The organism is Anaerococcus sp. NML200574, from assembly GCF_026131665.1.
Lineage (GTDB): Bacteria > Bacillota > Clostridia > Tissierellales > Peptoniphilaceae > Anaerococcus > Anaerococcus kampingae.
This window is the reverse complement of record NZ_JAMXSM010000027.1, coordinates 1-20420: the sequence shown is the minus strand read 5'-3', so window position 1 is coordinate 20420 and position 20420 is coordinate 1. Positions and strand designations below refer to the sequence as shown.

The following is a 20420-nucleotide window of genomic DNA, read 5'->3' as shown; positions in this document are numbered from 1 at the left end:
TTATATGAGATACTTGATTCTAAATATTCCTTTACTACTTTCATTTTAAATTCTGTACTATATTTTGCCATTTAAAAACTGACCTCCTTTAGTTAGTTTTTTAGTCTAACTTTTGGGGGTCAGTTCACTATTCTGCAACATCACCCTTCTTTTAATTGAACACATTTTAATAAATTGTAAAATTTTCATGAAAATTTGCAGCTGATTTCATGATCAATTTTGTGATTGATTAAAATCTCCCTTTAAAAAATATTTATAATTGGGATAAAATTTAATCCCATCCATGTATTCTCCTTGTCCATTTGCTTGATGCATCTACCATTGCTAGATACAAGATTTTTTTAGTGCATAGTCATTTGGAAATGTGGTCTTGTTTTTAGTTACTTTTCTTAGTTGCCTATTGAAGCATTCTATTATTCTTTAATTAACATTTTAGCTATTCTGCTTCTTCTTGTTTCTGGTCTTTTTCTTGGCATATAAATTCCTCCTGATTTGTTTTTCTTTAACCTAATCAGGAGGTTTCTATACACAAAATTTTACAAAATCTCTATTTTTTAATAGGTTGCTTAATTCAAAAAAAAGGAAAGCCACATGACTTTCCTTTTTTTGAATTCTTATTTTATTAAATCGTCTTCTTTAAATTCGGTTTTTACTCCGGATTCTTCTACTTCGATCTTTATTTGATTACGTTCTTCTTCTGTAAGACCTTCTTTTTTGATTTCTTTTCTTACAGCTATGTCTTCTGCTATAAGTTCCATTTCTTTTCTATCTAATGGATAGAATCTGATAGCTATCATAGTTACTACTAAGGTTGCAAGTATTATGCCCATGATTATTAGGCCGCCCTTGTAGATTGCTGGTGTTAGGGCATCGCCTGGTTGTGGGTAGCCATCTGTGTAGCCTATGCCTGCTACTACCCAGCCTATTACGACTGGAGCTAGGGATGAGGCTATTGAGTCTGTTAGGGAGAAGATTGTTCCTATTAGACCTGGGGCAAATTTGCCTGTCTTAGCTGTTACATAGTCTGTGATGTCTGCTGACATGGTTAGGACTATGGATGTTGGGTATTTTAGTGCTACTGTTGCTATTATCCATAGGGCTATGAATATTAGTGACATGCCTTGGAGGCTAGATAGGACTGTTGTATCTGGTGTTACAAATAAAAGTCCAATTACTGCTGCAAGACCGATTGTAGCAATTGATACTGCAGTTTTGTAGGAGGTTTTGAGGTCCTTCTTTTGAGCTAGTCTTGTTAGTCCAAATACAAATAGTAGTTGTGGCACTACTATCCAAGCTGATACATCACCTGCTAGCATGTAGTTACCAAGTAGGATACCAAAGAATATTGCTAGGAAGTTTTGATCTCCTACCATGGTTGCTGCAAATTTAATCATTGCTCCACAGAAGGCAAGGACTGCTAGTGGCTTGTTGCCTTTAAGTACAGAGAAGTATTCTTTGAATGATTGTTTTTCTACAGATTCTTCACCAAGACCGAAGTATTTTACATTATCTTTTCTTCTGATACCAAACATAGCAAGTACTGTAAAACCAAATGATACAGCACATAGTAGTGGTAGGAATCTGCCGTAGAATTCCATGTTATATTCGCCAATTTGAGCAAATAGGTATCTAGTTACAAATAATTGGCCACCTGTAAATACTACTAGGTTAAAGATTGAGTCAAAGACTGAGAATAGTGGTCTTTGGGCTGGATCGTTTGTAAGAGATGCTTGAGCAGCCTTTGTTACTGTTTGTTGGAAAGAGTAGACAATCTTGTGGAAGATTAAGCCTATAAATAGGGCTACTACTGTTGGAATTGGCATCCTATGTATGTTAAATAAGAATACAAATGATAGGATTAGGCCGATGTTTGATAAGAGCATGATAGGTCTGTAACGTCCCCATCTTGTGTTGATATTATCGATTGCTGTACCGATAGCTGGGTCTATAAGTCCATCAAATAATCTGGCAAGACCAAGCACACTTGCTATGAGTACTGTTGTCATTCCTGCAACACCTGTTGCGTAAAAACCTAAGAAACCAAAGGCAAAGAGGTAGAAGTTTGATGCACTGTTGTTTAATGAAAATAGAGCAATTTCCCACATCTTGGCTGTGTGGTAGGTTTCGGTTTCATGACCGTCGACGTATAATTTTTTCTCGTCCATTTTTTCTCCTTAATATATATTTGCGGTTTGTAATATGTATAATAGGTTTATATTATAATTTCAATAATGTAACCGCTTACTACCATTATAGTATATTATCTTTTGAAATCCTTGTCAAGCCTTTTCCCAAGTTTTTTTAAGAGGGTAGAATTTTATATTGACTTGTTAAGAATTTTAGAAAATTTATAGGTATAAAAAAGAGGAGCCCAAAGCTCCTCTAATAATCTTTATAGATTTAAATCATTTTCATTAAATTCTGTTTTTATACCGTCTTCTACTACTTCTACTTTGATGTCATTACGTTCTTCTTCTGTAAGACCTTCTTTTTTGATTTCTTTTCTTACAGCTATATCTTCTGCTATAAGTTCCATTTCTTTTCTATCTAGTGGATAGAATCTGATTAAGATCATTGTCACTAGTAGGGTAAGGAAGGATATTCCTATAAGTATTAGTCCACCCTTATAGATTGCTGGTGTTAGGGCATCTCCTGGTTGTGGATAGGCATCTTTAAAGCCCATTAAAGCTACAACCCATCCTATAACTACTGGAGCTAAGGATGATGATATTGAGTCTGTTAGGGAGAAGATTGTTCCTATTAGACCTGGAGCGAACTTACCTGTTTTAGCTGTTACGTAATCGGTTATATCAGCACTCATTGTAAGGACTATGGATGATGGATAGCCACCAGCTATTTTAGCCAGAATCCATAGGGCTATGAATACTATTGATACAAAAGACATATTTGAAAGTGTTGTTGTATCAGGTGTTACAAATAAAAGACCAAGGACAATTGCTAAAGCGACTGTAGCTATGGTTGCTGAAAACTTATATGATGTCTTTAAGTCCTTCTTTTGAGCTAATCTTGTAAATAGGAATACAAATAATAGCTGTGGAGCTATTGACCAAACTGATACATCGCCTGCTAGCATGTAGTTACCAAGTAGGATACCAAAGAATATAGCAAGGAAGTTTTGGTCAGATACTAAGCTTAAAGAAAACTTAACTAAGGCTCCGCATAGGGCAAGGATTTTTAGTGGTTTATTGCCCTTGAGAATTGAGAAATATTCCTTAAGTGAGTTATGCTCTGTTGATTCCTCACCTATACCAAAGTATTTTGTATTATCTTTTCTTCTTATTCCTATCATAGCTAAGATTGTGAAAATAAGTGATGAAATTATAATCAGCGGTAGGAATCTCTTGAAAAATTCCATATTGTATTCGCCGATTTGAGCAAAAAGTACTCTTGTTACAAATATTTGGCCGCCTGTGAAGGCTATAATGGTAAAGATTGAGTCAAAGACTGAAAATAGTGGTCTTTGAGCTGGATCATTTGTAAGGGATGCTTGAGCAGCCTTGGTTACTGTTTGTTGGAATGAATATACGATTTTGTGGAAAATCAAACCAATGAATAGGGCCAGCATGGTTGGTATAGGTAGGTTGTGGATATTAAATAGGAAGATAAAAGATAAAATCAATCCTAAGTTAGATAAGAGCATGATAGGTCTATAACGTCCCCACTTGGTATTGATATTATCAATAGCTACACCAATGGCAGGGTCTATAAGACCATCAAATAACCTAGCTAGTCCTAAAACGCTTGCTATGAGCACTGTTGTTAAACCAGCAATACCTGTTGCATAAAAGCCTAAAAAACCATAAGCGAAAAGATATAGGTTTGATGCACTGTTATTTAGTGAAAACAGGGCAATTTCCCACAACTTCGCCTGGTGATAGGCCGAGGTCTCATGACCGTCTACAATTACTTTCTTGTCTGTCATTTTTTTCTCCTAAAGAAATATTAGCGGTTTTGCGTAAAATTATTATGTATCAATGGGCTTAAGGCCTATAATTCTAGCGATGTAACCGCTTACGATACTTATAGTATATTACCTATTTTAAGCCTTGTCAAGCCTTTTCCTAGAAAAATAACAAAAGTTAAAATTTAAGTAAAAAAAGAAAATTATATTTAGGAAATCGATAATTTATATTCATCAAGGTTTAATTTTAGAAAGAGATTGCGATTTACAAGCAAAGACTTAAAAGCGTGCAAAAAAAGAGTAAGCTAGCTTGCTTACCCTTTGATTTATGATGAATTTATTATACTTTCTTTAAAAGAATTATTAGATTAAAGCTCTTCAAGATATTTTTCGTACTGGTCCTTCCAATATATCTCATCTTCTTCGTTTATCTCTCTGATTATCTTAGCGGGATTACCACCGACTATGGTCATGGCTGGTACATCTTTTGTGACTACTGACCCTGCTCCTACTATTGCTCCATAACCTATTTTAACTCCAGGAAGGAGTGTTACAGATCCTCCTATCCAGGCCTTATCTTCTATTATTATTGGTTTTGCCTTTTGGATACCCTTAGCCCTAATTTCTGGATCTATGGGATGGATGGCTGTGTAGATGCCGGTGTTTGGTCCTATTAGGACGTGATTTCCTATTATTATTTTGCCTACATCTATCATGGCTACTCCGAAGTTTATGAAGGAGTTTTGGCCTATTTCGATGTGATTTCCATAATTGCACCTGAAGGGTGGGAGGATTTGCGAGCCTTCACCGATTTTTCCTAGGATATCTTTAAGATTGGCCTGCATTTCTTGGTAGGATTTTGACTTATTGAATTTTAATAATTTTTCCCAACAGGCTGATAGGGATATTTGGAGATCTTCATCTACCTTATAAAGGTCGCCTGCTTGCATTTTTTTTCTATTTGTCATATCTACAATATACATCTTAGAAAAAATATGACAATTGCCTTTTTTATTAGTATGATAATAAAATTAGATTAGATATATAGAAAGGTTGACTTATGAATAGGAAAGTAAATTTATTGACAGGGGAGATTAGGCCTACCCTCCTTCGCCTGTCCTTGCCGCTTGCCCTTACTGCCTTTATTCAGATTGCCTATGGTTTTGTAGATACGATTTGGATTGCTAGGCTTGGTACTGATGCTGTGGCAGGTGTTGGGATTGCAGGCTTTATTTTTTGGATTGGAAATTCTATTGTCCTTATTCCTAAGGTAGGGATGGGAGTTTATGCTTCCCAGGCCTATGGGTCTGATAGGGAAGATGAGACGATTAGGATTATTAATAATGGCTTTATCCAGGCTCTTATTATGGGTCTTGTTTTTACAACTTTTTGCTTGCTTGTAAAGAATGTTTTTATTGAGTTTTATAAGCTGGGAGATGTAGCTGAGGCTTGTGCTAAGGATTATTTTTTTGTTGTGGCTCTTGGTATGATTTTATTTTTCATCGGACCTATGCTTACTCAGTCTTTCACATCCTTGGGGGATTCCTTTACTCCTTTTGTGATTAATGCTGTTGGTCTTGTGATTAATATTATCCTTGACCCTGTTCTTATCTTTGGCTTTGGCCCAATTCCTGGACTTGGGGCTAAGGGTGCTGCAATTGCCACGGTTTTTAGCCAGTTTGTGGTGGTTGCTATTTATTTAATTGTTGTCTTTTCTAAGGATGGGATAATCAAGTCAGCCCTTAAGGAGATTGATTATAGGGAAAATTGGCAGCTTGAGATTTTTAAACTAGGTCTTCCTGCGGCTACACTTTCAGCCTTCCATGCGACTATTTCTATGGTTCTTAATAGGTTTATGTCATCTTTTGGACCAAAACCTGTTGCTGTTGCTTCAATCGGAGCTCAGCTTGAGTCTATTTCATGGAATACAACCGAGGGTATCCAGGTTGGGATCCAGGCCCTTGTGGCACAAAACTATGGAGCAAAAAATAAGGAGAGAGTAAGAGATTCTATAAAGGAATCCTTCAAACTTGTGGCCTTTATCGGCCTTGTAGCAAGCCTTGTCCTAATTATTTTTAGGTTTAAACTTTTCAGTATTTTTACACCTGGAGATGGGGAGGCAATTAAGCTTGGTGCTGCTTATTTATTTATTCTAGGTCTTTCCCAAGTCTTCATGTCTGTAGAAATTGGCCTGGCAGGATGTTTTAATGGAATGAGTGATACCAAGACTCCGGCGGCTCTTGGGGTCCTTTCAAATATCTTTAGGGTCCCTATAGCGATTGTTCTTATGCCTCTGGTAGGGGTCTACGGAGTGTGGATTGCTATGAGTGCCACCTCTATTGTTAAGGGCCTTTTGGCGACAAGCCTTATTTATAGGAAGCTTAAGAAATATTTGTATAAGTGAGATAAGACTTGCAAAAATAATAACTAATAATATAATTATGGTAAGAGAGCGACCTCTTATAAAGCCCTTGACATGCTCAAGGAATAAAGAGAATAGTGCGATTCTCCATGAGAATCAACAAATAAAAAAGGCAGTAGTTCCCAGCTACTGCCTTTTTTCTACTTGTTATTAGTTTTGTTTTCTATATATTTTTCAATATATTTGAAAATGATCGCTACTAACAAGGGAAAAAATAAATTTTCCAATAAGAATAGTGCTATCTCCATGATTATCACCTCTTTTTTAGGAGATGCTAATATTATATTATTAAAGAATGAATTTTAAAGAAAAGAATATGTTTGAATTTTATAAAAATAAGCTTTCTTCGTAGAAGAAAAGGTTTGCAGAATTGTTTTTTTGTAATATTATAATAGTATACATAATTACAAGGAGGACTAAGTGAGAAGTATTAGATTGCCTTATGGCAAAGAATTTATAGAAAAAGAAGTAGATAATAAGGTTTTTGTCCTTGAAAGCGCTGCTCATACATATAAGGCTGCCAAAAGCCAAGAGGACTTGGTAAGGGATGCCCTAGAAAATCCAATCGATTCAGAAAAGCTAAGAGATTTAGCCAAGGGCAAGAATAAAATTACCCTTATAACATCTGACCACACAAGGCCAGTTCCATCAGCTATTACCCTTCCAATTCTTTTGGAAGAAATTAGAAAGGGAAATCCAGATGCTGATATTACAATCCTTATAGCGACAGGATTCCATAGGCCAACTACTAGGGAAGAGATGATTTCTAAATTTGGCGAGGAAATTGTTGAAAATGAAAAAATCGTAAACCATATCTCTTCAAAAGATGAGGACATGGTTGACCTTGGCATCCTTCCATCTGGTGGGAAATTACTTATTAATAAAGTCGCTGTTGATTGTGATTTGCTTATTTCAGAAGGCTTTATCGAGCCACATTTCTTTGCAGGTTTCTCTGGAGGAAGAAAATCAATTTTGCCTGGTGTTGCAAGCCAAAAGACTGTATTTGCCAACCATTGCTCTAAATTTATAGCAAGTGATTATTCAAGAACAGGAATCCTTAAGGAAAATCCAATCCACAAGGACATGGAATATGCAGCCAATAAAGCAGGTCTTGCCTTTATATTAAATGTTGTAATAGATGCTGATAAGAAGATAATAAATGCCTTTGCAGGAGATAAGGTCACAGCCCACGCTACAGGTTGTGAATTTGTAAGGAAACTTTCTACTGTTGAAGGAGTAAATGCAGATATTGCCATTACAACAAATGGTGGTTATCCACTTGATCAAAATGTCTACCAATCAGTCAAATCAATGACAGCAGCAGAAGCAGCTGCAGCTGATGATGGGGTTATCATAGAGATTTCAAGATGTAATGACGGCCATGGTGGTCAAAGCTTCTATGAAACCTTTAGAGATGCCAAAAGCCCTAAGGAAGTAGAAGACAGGGTCCTACAAATCCCAATGGAAGAAACCATAGCAGACCAATGGGAAATCCAAATCCTTGCAAGAATTCTAGTTCGCCACAAGGTAATATTTGTAACTGACCCATCAAACAAATCTTTAATTGAAGATATGCATATGGAATATGCAGAAAATCTTGACAAAGCCCTAGCAAGAGCTAAGGAAATCAAGGGAGAAGATGCCCGTATAGCCTTCGTGCCAGATGGGGTATCTGTAATTGTTAATAAAAAGAAATAAAATGAGATATGCAAAAGACCGGCTAAAAATAGTCGGTCTTTGTTACTTATTTTAGATTTTCTATATTTATTTCTACTATTGTATCCATTACTAGGTCGGCTTCTTTTTTTATGTCTTCCCATTCATTTTCATTCCATGGGAAGTCCTTAAGGCCTACTGTCCTTATTCCTTCCTTGCCTGCAGCCTTTATAGCATAGAGGGCATCGTCAAAAAGGATGCAGTCTGACGCCTGTGCTCCGTGTTTTTTGATTATATAGTGCCAATAGTCTGGGTCTGATTTTTTCATATCCAAGAGGTCAGGTGTGGCAAAAAAGTCGAAATAATCAAAGATTTCTAGCCTTTTTAGGGCCATTTCTAAGTAAGGATAGGGAGTAGAAGATGCTACTGACATTGAAAATCCAGCATCCTTAAGTTTTTTGAGAATTTCTTTTGCTCCTTTTTTTGGCATAAGGGTATTTTTATAACCATCTGTAATTACGTCATCAAAGTGGTCCATGACTTCTTGGGCTGTCATATCTTTGGCTATTTCATCGGCTATATAGACGCACATAGCCTCAAAGGATAGGGCTTCGATTTTGCCTTTTTCTTCTTTTGATAAATCCTCGAGCCTAAAGCCATATTTGGAAAAAAGTTTATTTTGTGGCTCGATCCATATGTGCATTGAATCAAGTATTGTTCCATCTACGTCAAATATTAGTTTTTTCATTAGTATCCTTTCTATGTTTTGTAATTTGCTTCTTATATATATTATAGGATTTTTATAATAAAGGCAATTAAAAACAGCCTTAACTTTCGCTTAGACTGCAATTTTTAATATGGGATAGCTAGGGCATTCATTGTGCCGACAGCTAATTGTTCAAATGATCTGTGGTTATTTTCAAAGGCTGGTGAATATCTATTGATAAAGGACTTATAAGATGTGTAACCCTTGTTTGCATAGCCTTCACGCATTAGTTTAAAAAGGACTTCAACTCCTGCTTCAACTGTTGGTGGATTAATCCACTTAGATCTGCCTGCGTAAGCATAGCCATATTCAGAACCATAGCCGCCCTTGTAATAGCGGATAGAGCCGAAATTGTATTTTCCGCCTGCAGGATTTTTGCCGAAAGTTGTTTCCTTAGCAATTTGTCCCATGAATATTCCAACGTTGATGCCGTATTTTTGAGAATATTTCATGATTGTATCACCATAGCCCTTAAGAGCTGAGTAGTGACCTCTCTTTTCTAGGAAACGATCGATGTAGGCTCCGTCAATATGGTCAGGGTTTTTTGTACGTATATCAAAATTTGAAATAATACCTTGTCTGTAGCCTCTCCAAGCAACTCTGCCTGGTTCATCTTCATTACCTGTTGCATTCTTGCTTGTGCCAGTGATTTCTATCCTATCAGGGTGATTTTCTTCTTTCTTTTCTTCCTTTACATCAACTTCGTTTGCTTCCTTATAAAGGGTAGGTTTGATGATGGTTTGTTCTAAGTTTTCTTGGCCTTTTTCGCTAGATTCTTTAATTTCTTCTATGTCAAGGCTAGTTTGGTCATAATAAACTACTGTTTCTGCCTTTGTAGCTGTTACATCTTCTGCAGCAAAGGCTGGTTTTGTCAGGCTTGCAAAAAATATTGCTCCTGCTATTATGTATTTAAAATTCTTCATATTATCTCCTAATTTCTTAACGATAGTTTATATTCTATACCATATTTATGGAAATGTCAACAAAAGAATTACAAAATATTTACAAATAGTTTACAAATGCTAATAAATACCCTACATTTAGGGGTTAAATATTACAAAATAAATATTTATATAAATGATTTAACTTGAAAAGTATTGGAAATGTTATATAATCTTCTTAAGAGAAGCGACCTCTTTATCCACCAAAAAAGCTCCTTGATTAAATCAAGGAATAAGAATACTAGAATTCTCCATGAGAATTAAAGACAAAAAAGGCAGTAGTTCGTACCTACTGCCTTGTCTTTTACTTGTTTTCTTTCTTATCATCTAAATAATTTTCAATATATTTATAGATAAGGGAGACTAACAAGGGAAAAAATAAATTTTCCAAAAAGAATACTAGTATCTCCATGATTTTCACCTCCTTTTTTAGGAGATAGGAATACTATATTGCTTAACTATTAATTTTAAAGAGAGGATTATAATGAACATACTTTTAGACTTATATATAACTTTTTTTAAAATTGGCCTTTTTACCTTTGGTGGGGGCTATGCTATGCTGCCCTTGCTTGAAAAGGAATTGGTTGATAAGAAATCACGGGCCACTAGCGAGGAAATCCTTGATTATTATGCCATCGGCCAGTCGACACCTGGGATTATTGCTATAAACACATCCACTTTTTGTGGTTACAAGATGGCAGGCGACCTTGGAGGCCTTATGGCAAGTCTTGGTTTTATTAGCCCATCTGTCATTATAATTACACTTATAGCAGGTTTTCTTAAGAATTTTTCCCATATTGTCTGGATCCAGCATGCTTTTTCCGGCATCCGCATAGCTGTGTCTGCCCTTGTTTTGTATTCAGTAATAAATATGGTGAAGAAAAACGCCAATACAAGTATGAAATTTTTAATCTTTATCCTTACCTTTTTGGCTATTGGAGTCTTTGACTTATCGCCAATTCTTATTGTAGTAATCGTAGCTGGACTTGGTATAGGACTTGGGAGGGTGAAAAATGCTTAGATTAATGTGGGAATTTTTTAAGACAGGACTTTTTGCAGTAGGTGGGGGAATGGCGACAATTCCCTTCCTTCAAGACATGGGAGAGAAGTACGGATATTTTACAAGCGAAGAGCTTTTGGATATGATTGCAGTTTCAGAATCTACACCAGGGGCCATCGGTATAAATATGGCAACCTATGCCGGCAACAAGGCCTACGGTCCTCTTGGTGGAATTTTAGCAACCCTTTCCTTAATTGCAGGACCTATCATTATAATTTTAATAATTGCAAGGATGATGAGTAAATTCAAAAATTCAAAGCTAGTGGCAGATTCCTTTTCTACCCTAAGACCAGCTACAGCTGGCCTAATACTTGGTGCTATGGCATCAGTCCTTGTCATAACCCTATTTGACCTAGACTTATTTAGGCAAAGCGGAAATATAACAGACCTTATTAGGCCCCTACCAATAGCCCTTTTTGCTATATTTTTAGGAATCATGTTTAAATTTAAAAAACTCCACCCCCTATGGATCATAGGAGCTGGAGCCTTGTGCGGGGTAATCTTTGCCCTTTAAATAATTTTTAAAATCTCCATGACCAAGGGATCCCTGGTCATGGAGATTTTTTATAATTTTATCCTTAGTGACCTTAGGAGGATTTTATCGATATTTTTTAATCTTCCCTTTATTTTTATGAAGGTTGCGGAAAAGATTCCAAAATCATAGGTGGTTTTGCCTGCTTCTTTTATAATTTTTTCTGGAACGATGACTTTAAAACTATCTTCATCCTCGCTTTCTCCAATTAGAAAGCTTATATCTTCTAAGGAATCAGTTGAAATTATTTCTATTTGTCCAAAGACCTGTTGGGTGTCAAAGGCGAAGAAGGCTTCGCTTTCGTTTTTTGCTTGCCTTAGGGCAAAGTCTTCTATATAGGCATCTAGTCTGTATTTTTCTACTAGCTTGTTGATTTTTACCTTTCCATGATAGGTTTTTCCACAAAGGTCAAGACTTGATTTAATTAGGCAGGAGTCATTTTTTATAAAATCATCTTCATCAAAATTATCATATTCTATATCCTTACCATGGTAGATAATTTTCCCCTCTTCATCTATTAGAGGTAGAGATTTGGGAAGAATTGGTTCTTCTCCTTCAAAAATTCCCATCTCATAGGTCATAAGCTTTGCACCTTTTTTTAGATTCTTAATATAAAGATTAATTGGAATATCTTGATCTATACTCTTGTAAGTTGCAAAACCATCGTTTGTGTTTGTTTCGATGAGGTCCCAAGTCTTCGATCCTTGAGTGAATTTTTCTGGATAAGTCTCCTTGTCAAATGTCATAAGGTACTTGTCATATTCTACGCTTTGGCCTTTTTTAAATTCTCCTCTTGATTCTATTTCTATTTGAGCTTCTTGTAAATTTGCCCCGTAAGCTTTGAATGTAATAGGGCCTGCATCTATTGCTTCTATTATGGCAAGGAGCCTTCCTCCGTAGGCTTTTTTGTGCTTTGTTTTAAAGGGCTCATGGTCTGTTGCTAGACCTGAGTCTAGGGCGAGAATTCTTGCGTTTTTAGAGATTTCTACAAATATTTCATCCCTTGCATCTGTTTTTATTTGGCTATTTTTATCGACAAGGTCGATTGCTATATAATTTATTTTTTCATTGCCGTCTTTTAAATAAGGATAAAAGGATTCTAGATTTATGAAAGTTTCATATCCTGGTGTCCATATTTTTGACCTGCCCACTGTATTTTCTATTATATTTCCGCACTTGTCATAGGAGATTGCCTCGATTTTTCCCTTTTCATAAGGTAGGTACCAAGTCATGTAGAGGGCCTTGTGACCACTTTCTCCTTTTAGTTTTTTGTAGGTAAAACCTGCAGGAGTTTTTACTTCCTCCATATATTTTTTGCCGAGAGATTTTCTCTTGCCTTTGGAGTCTGTAAAGATTAGCTCTACAGCCCAGGCGTTGGTATAGACAGTAAGAGGTACATTTTCTGCAAGAGATCCAAGTTCTTTGTCATTCCAAGAAGGCAGAAGGTGGGTGGTTGTATCCTTATCATTCCACTGGGCCCTATAAAAATAATATGAATCTTTGGCAAAGCCTGCTGTATCGACTATGCCAAAGAATGAAGACCTTGGGGCTTTTTCCCCATAAGGATATCCTCTTGCTATAGCATTATACGGAGTGGGTTCCCCTAGGTAGTCAAAGCCTGTCCAAACAGCCTCTCCCATTATGAAATCACGATTTATGACATCATACCGAGCCTCTGATGCGAGATTTCCCCAGGCGACCTTGGAATCATCAAAGGATGTTAGCATAAAATCTTTCCTAAAATCTCCTCCCAGCCTATCGTAGCTGGCCCTGGAGTTGATGGATGAGGCTGATTCCGATTGCCAAAGGATCCAATTAGGGTAGTCCTTGTGGATTTGGTCGTATTTTTTGTCATAACAATAATTCAGGCCCACAAGCCCCTTGCTCTTTGTGATTTCTTCTTCGATTTCAACTAGTATTGGGTCATAGCCATCTCTTAGGGAGTTGTCCCCAATTGTTATAAATCTTTTCTGGTCAATCTCTCTTGCCCGGTCAAGAAGATTTTTGGCTATTTTTGGATATTCTTTTCTCTTGCTTTGGTTGGTCCCGCACATGAGTTCATTGCCCAGAGAATATGCGATTATGGCTGGTGAATTGTAGTCTCTCCTTAGAGTTTCCTTTAGGTCATATTCAGCCCAGGTCATTTCTTCTTTAGAATTTAAAAGATGGCTTGTGCCTATTTTTTTATCAAAAAACCTCGAATAATCATTGTAGTCGTTGTTTTTATCCATTATCCAGCCATCAAAGATTTCTTCGATTAGGAGGATGCCGTATTTGTTGGCTATATCGATTAGCTTTGATGAGGCAGGATTGTGGGTGACTCTTATGGCATTTGCTCCCATATCCTTCATTATGAGGACCTGCCTTAAAATTGCCCTGTAGTGGTCAGCTGCTCCCAAGGCCCCCTGGTCGTGGTGGAGACAGACTGCTTTAAGCTTGATAGCTTTGCCATTTAATTTAAGGCCACTTTGACTAGAAGCTGATAAATACCTAAAGCCATAGTCGTTTGTAACCCTATCTAGGACTTGTCCATTTTTTTCTATGGTCGATTGAATTTTATAAAGAGTTGGGGAGTCTGGTTGCCAAAGTTTTGGGTATTTTATTTTGATCTTGCTTTCTATATTCAAATCGTCTGTAGGATTTATTGTAAAATCCTCTGACTCATAAGTTTTGATGACCTTATTATCGTAAATAAGTTTGTGGCTTATCCTTATTTTTTCTTGGTTTTTGCTTTTATTTTCTAGATTGGCCTTGATTTTTAAAGTGACATCAGCCTTATTTTCCTCAAGACCAATGTCATTTATTTTTATTTCTTTAAAGTAAATGTCATCTGTAAGGATTAGGTCCACATCTCTAAAGATACCAGAACCTGAATACCAGCGACTGGTAGGGATTGGATTAACAACCCTTATGGCCAAGATATTTTCCCTATCGTAATAGAGAAAATCAGTAAGGTCAATCATAAAGGGTGCATAGCCGTGATGGTGGCTGGCAAGAAATTTCCCATTTAGGTAAATGTCACAGTCGCAATAGATACCATCAAAGGCGATTAGGACTTGTTTTTTATTCCCTATATAAAATGACTTCCTATAAAGGCCGATGCCAGCTAATTTGTAGGCGGATTGGGCTTCACCTGCCCTTGAATAATTCCTATTAATCGAATAGTCGTGGGGGATATCTACGATCTCCCAGCTTGAATCATCAAAGTAAGGCTTGTAAAAGCCAGGAGCTTCTCCTAGGGCATGGCGCCAATTTTTATTTAATTTGTAAAGCCTCCTACTTGTGTCGATTTTTTCTGTAAAGTGTTTAGTTTTCATAAGCTTCCTCGCTTGGTAAGAGATTTAGTTTAAAGCTAATCTTCTTTGCTTTTATTAAGTCTTGGTGGCTTATTTCTTTGGATTTCACCAGTTTTCCGTCTATTTCACATCTTTCTAGGAAGTTTTTGTGGGGATAATTTTCCTTAGTTTCAATTTCTAAAATATTTCCATTAGAGAGTTTGACCTTCATCTTATCAAAAAATCCTAGACCTATTTGATAAGTCCCAGATCCTGGACAAAGAGGATAGATACCCATGGCGGATAGGATATACCAGGCTGCCATTGACCCATTGTCCTCATCTCCTGGGAAGCCATCAAAGCTATAGGAAAAATAATCCCTCATTAGGGTCTTGACTATAAGCTCTGTCTTATGATACTTTCCGATGAGATTATAAAGATAAGGCAAGTGGAAGGATGGTTGGTTGGAGATGGCGATTTGGCCTAGGTGGGCATCATGCATTTCAACCATCTCGTGGATGTCATAGCCGTAAGAGCCTACATGGTAGGTCGAATCAGCATTTGCTATTTCATCTAGTCTTTTTTCAAAAGCCTTTTTTGAGCCAAAAAGCTCTATGAGCCTTGGAAAATCATGGTAGGTGTTGTAGGAATTTTGGTAGGCAGAGCCTTCTGTATAAGGGGAGCCCCAGGCAAGGGGGTCAAAGTCTTTTAGGAAATTTCCATCTTCATCCTTGGCCCTTAAAAATTTACTCTCAGGATCAAAGAGCCTTTCCCAATTTCTAGAATATTTGTAATACTTATCTGCTAGGTCGATTTTTCCGCAAAGTTCAGCTACCCTTCCTATAGAATAATCTGCAAGAGAATTATCAAGGCTCTGGTTTACAGATTCATGAAAGCTTGCAGGAACATATCCATATTTTCTGTAGGTTTTGGCCTTATAACGACCGTATCTGTCATCATCTGATTCTTTTTCTGCAGTATCAATCATGGCCTTTAGGAAATCTTCTTTCATATGACTTCCTATGCCCTTTGTTAGGCAATCTGCAATCACATTATCAACTAAAGTCCCTGGCATGAGGCCTCTTTCATCTGGTGATAGCCACTTTGGCAAAAATCCTGTATCCCTATAGAAATTTAAAATTCCTTCAAGGATTTCCTCCAAATCATCTATGGCAACTAGACTTAGGAGGGGGAAGAGGGTCTTTTGCCCATCCCAAAAACCGATATTTGTATAAAATTTGCCGGCCTTTACAGATTTTGACTTGGTGTCATAATAGATTGGATTTAATTTTTCGTCTTTTTCATAAAATTTCATTGGAAAGAGAAAGGCCCTGTAAACTGCGTGGTAGAAAAATTTCACCTGGTCTATTTTTCTGTAAGGGGTAAATTTTAAGAATCCATCCTTATAACCTTCGTGGACTAGGCTAAATTTATCAAAATACTTGTCCCGGGCCATTTTTGATTTTTTTAGGAATTTTTCAAGGTCTTTTGGAGATCTCTTATAATTTATATGAGCTTGGCCTGCTGAAATAAAGGAAGTTGCAAAAATTATTGAAAACCTATCTCTACTTGGCTTTACATAGTAGACATCTCCTTCTTTTTTTAAATCAAAATCTAAATCGAGTCCAATCTTTATATACATTTTTAAATTTTCATCTTCACAACCTGCATAGTTTATGACATAGCCATCTATAAAATTTGAAGACTTATCGAGTGTAAGGCCATCTGCAAAGATTTTAAATGAAGAAACCCTATCAAAATTAATTATCCCGGAAGAAGTATCCATAGATGCTCTAAGCCTTGAACCATTTTTGTAAGAAATTTCTAGAAAATTTGGCCTAAAGATGGACTTGTCTTTGTCATAAATATTTTCCCCATTATCAAATATAGGAGAGATTTGAAAATGCGAAAAATCACCCATCCATGGGCTTGGCTGGTGAGTTAGGCGAAGGGCAATCAAGTTTTCATCTTCAGGATGAAAGAAAAAGCTGGGATCATCCCTAGTCATTAGGGTCAAATAATTATTCCCATGGGGGATTCCACAAAGGGGGAGGGTATTGCCATTTGAAAATTCCCTTGTTGACGCGCTTCCTATTCTGGTATCCGTATATCTTATGTCTTTTAAAATTTCATCGATAATTTTCATGAATCTGCCTTTCAAATATTTATGTCAATTCCTTAGATGTTTATAATAATTCTAACAAGAAAAGGTTTCCTTGTAAAGAAAAAATCAATTTTAGAAATAAAAATACCAGCCTGGCTCAAGCCTGACTGGTATAAAAATTTATCTTATTTTTTTCTTACGATTTTTCCTATTTCACCTAAAACTAATGGGATTAGGGATAGGATTAGAACTGGAATCCATTCCCATGTGAAGGATACTATCTCAAAGAGTTCTGTTAGGACTGGTACATACATTACTACTAATAGTAGTGAGAATGATAAAAGTACTGCCTTAATTAGGTTAGGGTTTGTTGTAAAACCTAATTCTTTGAGGGTGTATTTGGTACTTCTTACTGAGAAGGCCCTTAATAACTCTGATGTGATTAGGGTTGCAAATACCATTGTGTGGGCACCTTCTATAGAATCTGGGAAGATCCATTTTAGTCCTACTATATAAGCAGCTAGAACTGCTATTGTAATATAAATTGATTGTAGGATTAGGTTGGTTTTTACATCACCTGAGATTATTGATTGTCTTGGATCTCTTGGTGGTTCTTCCATAAGACCTGGCTCTGCTGGTTCAACACCTAGGGCTAGGGCTGGGAAGGCATCTGTGACTAGGTTTAGCCATAGAAGTTGGATAGGGGTAAGTGGGCTTGGAAGGCCTAGAAGTATTGATATAAACACTATTAGGACTTCGGCAATATTACATGATAAGAGGAAGGATACAAACTTTTTGATGTTTGCGAAGATTACTCTTCCTTCTTCTACTGCATTTACAATTGTTGCGAAGTTATCATCAACTAGGATCATATCTGAAGCATCCTTGGCTACGTCTGTTCCTGTTATACCCATTGATATACCAATATCGGCATTCTTTATGGCTGGAGCATCGTTTACTCCGTCTCCAGTCATGGCTACTATCTCGTCATTTTCTTGTAGGGCTTTTACAAGCTGAGTTTTATTTTCTGGAGATACTCTTGCAAAGATTCTCTTTGTCTTAACTATCTCTCTGATTTCAGCATCTGTCTTATCGTTTAGTTCAGAACCTTGCATGGCTTGGTCACGGGAATCCGCTATACCTAGGTCCTTGGCTATAGCAAGGGCTGTTTCGAAGTAATCGCCTGTAATCATAATTACATCAATTCCTGATGCGTGACATTCTGCGACTGCTGCTCTTGCTTCTGGTCTTGGTGGGTCAATCATACCTGTTAGACCAACAAATACCATATCATGTTCGATATTTTCTGTTGTTAGGTCTGTATCAAGACTTTCTAGAGGTTTGAAGGCATAGGCCATTACCCTTAGGGCTTGGCTAGCTAGGTTGTTATTTTCATCAGCAAGCTCTTTTCTCTTTTCATCAGAAAATTCGATTAAATTACCATCAATTAGGATTTTTGAAGAATTTTTCATGATGATATCTGGAGCACCCTTGGTCATGGCATAGTATTTGCCGTCAAGTTCGTGGAAAGTTGTCATCATTTTTCTAGTAGAATCAAAAGGTATTTCTTGGATTCTAGGGTGTTTTTCGTTTAGATCTTCTTGGTTGATGTTCCATTTTTCGGCAAAGGTAAGCATTGCACCTTCGGTTGGATCACCTGTAATCTTGTATTCTTCGCCATCACGAATTAGGTTGGCATCATTACATAAAGATGCGATGGTCATTAGAAGCTTGATTTGGTCATCACTTTCTACGACTTTTTTGTTTTCATCTCTGATGTCACCTTCTGGCTTATAACCAGAACCTTCTACCTCGTATTCTTTGTCATTGGTATAGATTTTGGTGATGGTCATTTCGTTTTGGGTAAGGGTACCAGTTTTATCAGAACAGATAACTGTGGTTGAGCCGAGAGTTTCTACTGAAAGTAGGTTTTTAACAATGGCCTTTCTTTCTGCCATCCTGTTCATGCCGATTGATAAAACTATAGTAACAACTGCTGTCAAACCTTCTGGAATTGCAGCAACTGCAAGAGATACTGCTATCATGAAGTTTTCAAGTAAATCTGCTCCGCCTCTTAGGTAGCCTACAGCAAATACAGCTATACATACCACGATTACAAGGATAGCAAGAACCTTTGAAAGTTTTTTGAGTTGGTTTTGAAGAGGGGTATCCTTATCTTCAACCTCATCCAGACTTGTTGCAATCTTACCGATTTCTGTATTTGATCCTGTTCCTGTAATAAGGCCCATACCGTGTCCATAAGTAACAATAGATGATGAGTGGGCGTAGTTTTCCCTATCACCAATACCTACATCTTCATTAGTTGTAAAAGATGCATCCTTTTCAACCGCTACTGATTCGCCTGTTAGAGAAGATTCATCTATCTTAAGGTTAGATGTCTCAATAAGTCTCATATCAGCAGGGATGATATCACCTGTTTCGAGGACAACTATATCGCCAGGGACAAGGTCCTCAGCCTTAACATGGCCTCTTTTGCCATCACGAATAACAGTTGCCTCAGGCGAACTCATCTTTTGTAGGGCTGCCACAGAATCCTCAGCCTTACCCTCTTGGATAATTGACATTATTGCGTTGATTACAACGATTGCAATGATAATCGCACACTCGATGGCATCACCTGTGAAAGCTGAAACAATAGCTGCTGCTATAAGTAATAAAACCATAGGATCAGCGATTTGTTCAAAAATTTTCTTCCAAATAGACTTTTTATTAGACGACTCAATCATATTTGGGCCGTACTTTTCAAGTCTAGCAGAAGCTTCAGATGAAGTTAAGCCACGTTTGGGATCAGTGCCGTGTTTTTTAACTACTTCATTAATACTGCCTTTGTAGTCCATAATTCCTCCTAAATATTATTGCAAAGGTATAAAAAAAGCGGAGCTTGTGGCAATTTGAAATTCAAATCTACCAGCTCCGTCTTGCCACCACAAGGGTTTATTTAACCGGGATAATCCGTGTCTTGACGATTAAATAATTGGGCTACTCCCTTTTGCTACTAACATTATATATTAAAAGCAAGTAAAAATCAATCATTATCCTTAAGATTAAACTTTTTTCTTAAAATAAATTTGCTAAGAGCAAATAAAAGCAAAAAGTAAAAGATAAGTGAGATTATTAGAATTATAGAAAGAATATTTCTATCGATTTCTAAATAAATTAAAATAGGAATTATGATTCCATACAAAATCCCACCGAGGCAAATAGCCAAAATCCCAGCAAACTTATTACCAAATCGCCATGTCTCCTTAGAATAACATGCTTCCCACACATGAAAACCCACAGTCATATCAGGAAACTTGCTATGGAAAAATATAAAAAATATACCAATATAAATTGAAAAAATTAGCAACATCAAATCGCCAACAATAACTGGACCCAAAAAATCACTCCTTTTTATCCTTGATAAATTAAATTAGCTTAGGGAGCAAATCCCTAAGATCTTCTTTTATTAGTATACTACTTATTTGGGTTTTATTATCCAAGATAATATTATTATAAAGTATTTTTCTTCGTAATGTCATCTCATAATAAATTATTGTCATCAAGCTGATGACTTCGCCAAAGGGGGAGAGCCAAGGGAACGTTCCGCATGTTTGTAGGACTCCCCAAAAGTTGTAGCTAGAAAAGAGGCTGCAATGAAAAAATATAGTTTAGAATTAAAGAAAAAAGTAATAAAAGAATACGAAGAAGGCGAAATAAGTTTAAATAAATTAGCAAGAAA

General features: G+C 36.7%; 14 protein-coding genes. 4 read left to right on the top strand and 10 right to left on the bottom strand.

Annotation, left to right across the window (positions count from 1 at the left end; genetic code table 11):
* Positions 1–614: 614 nt before the first annotated feature.
* The 3 genes from NH286_RS08795 to NH286_RS08785 form a co-directional block, all read right to left on the bottom strand.
* Positions 615–2165, bottom strand: a complete 1551-nt coding sequence (locus tag NH286_RS08795; protein ID WP_265238358.1) for an MFS transporter — start codon at positions 2163–2165, stop codon at positions 615–617.
* A 227-nt stretch (positions 2166–2392) separates the two neighbouring features.
* Positions 2393–3943, bottom strand: a complete 1551-nt coding sequence (locus tag NH286_RS08790) for an MFS transporter (protein WP_265238357.1) — start codon at positions 3941–3943, stop codon at positions 2393–2395.
* A gap of 347 nt (positions 3944–4290) precedes the next feature.
* Positions 4291–4890 carry a sugar O-acetyltransferase gene (locus NH286_RS08785; protein WP_265238355.1) on the bottom strand — a complete coding sequence of 200 codons (600 nt, stop codon included), beginning with the start codon at positions 4888–4890 and terminating at the stop codon, positions 4291–4293.
* A 92-nt stretch (positions 4891–4982) separates the two neighbouring features.
* Here NH286_RS08785 and NH286_RS08780 point away from each other — a divergent pair, with 92 nt between their 5' ends.
* Together NH286_RS08780 and larA are read left to right on the top strand one after the other, a co-directional pair.
* A complete protein-coding gene (locus tag NH286_RS08780) occupies positions 4983–6326 on the top strand; it encodes an MATE family efflux transporter (protein ID WP_106461107.1) in 1344 nt (447 codons plus the stop codon).
* Between the two features lie 438 nt (positions 6327–6764).
* A complete protein-coding gene (larA, locus tag NH286_RS08775; RefSeq protein WP_265238353.1) occupies positions 6765–8042 on the top strand; it encodes a nickel-dependent lactate racemase in 1278 nt (425 codons plus the stop codon).
* 46 nt (positions 8043–8088) lie between these two features.
* Here the strand turns inward: larA and NH286_RS08770 are convergent, their stop codons facing one another.
* Together NH286_RS08770 and NH286_RS08765 are read right to left on the bottom strand one after the other, a co-directional pair.
* A complete protein-coding gene (locus tag NH286_RS08770) occupies positions 8089–8748 on the bottom strand; it encodes an HAD family hydrolase (protein ID WP_265238351.1) in 660 nt (219 codons plus the stop codon).
* 104 nt (positions 8749–8852) lie between these two features.
* Positions 8853–9689 carry a hypothetical protein gene (locus tag NH286_RS08765; RefSeq protein WP_265238349.1) on the bottom strand — a complete coding sequence of 279 codons (837 nt, stop codon included), beginning with the start codon at positions 9687–9689 and terminating at the stop codon, positions 8853–8855.
* A gap of 502 nt (positions 9690–10191) precedes the next feature.
* Here NH286_RS08765 and NH286_RS08760 point away from each other — a divergent pair.
* Both NH286_RS08760 and NH286_RS08755 read left to right on the top strand, forming a co-directional pair.
* The gene (locus NH286_RS08760; protein ID WP_265238347.1) at positions 10192–10728 is read left to right on the top strand and encodes a chromate transporter; all 537 of its coding nucleotides are present in this window, start codon (positions 10192–10194) and stop codon (positions 10726–10728) included.
* Positions 10721–11281 carry a chromate transporter gene (locus tag NH286_RS08755; RefSeq protein ID WP_265238345.1) on the top strand — a complete coding sequence of 187 codons (561 nt, stop codon included), beginning with the start codon at positions 10721–10723 and terminating at the stop codon, positions 11279–11281. The genes NH286_RS08760 and NH286_RS08755 overlap by 8 nt, the downstream gene beginning before the upstream one ends.
* Positions 11282–11331: 50 nt before the next feature.
* Here NH286_RS08755 and NH286_RS08750 read toward each other — a convergent pair whose 3' ends face one another.
* From NH286_RS08750 to NH286_RS08730, 5 genes are all read right to left on the bottom strand, one after another.
* Entirely contained in the window at positions 11332–14616 is a 3285-nt protein-coding gene (locus tag NH286_RS08750; protein WP_265238343.1) for a glycoside hydrolase family 2 TIM barrel-domain containing protein, read from the bottom strand.
* Positions 14606–16720, bottom strand: a complete 2115-nt coding sequence (locus NH286_RS08745) for a GH92 family glycosyl hydrolase (protein ID WP_265238340.1) — start codon at positions 16718–16720, stop codon at positions 14606–14608. The genes NH286_RS08750 and NH286_RS08745 overlap by 11 nt, the downstream gene beginning before the upstream one ends.
* Before the next feature lie 143 nt (positions 16721–16863).
* A complete protein-coding gene (locus NH286_RS08740; RefSeq protein ID WP_265238338.1) occupies positions 16864–19536 on the bottom strand; it encodes a cation-translocating P-type ATPase in 2673 nt (890 codons plus the stop codon).
* 188 nt (positions 19537–19724) lie between these two features.
* Positions 19725–19985, bottom strand: coding sequence for an SdpI family protein (locus NH286_RS08735; RefSeq protein WP_321160852.1), 261 nt, complete (start codon positions 19983–19985; stop codon positions 19725–19727).
* Between the two features lie 255 nt (positions 19986–20240).
* The coding region (locus tag NH286_RS08730; RefSeq protein ID WP_265238334.1) for a hypothetical protein at positions 20241–20420 on the bottom strand (180 nt) is incomplete at its 5' end.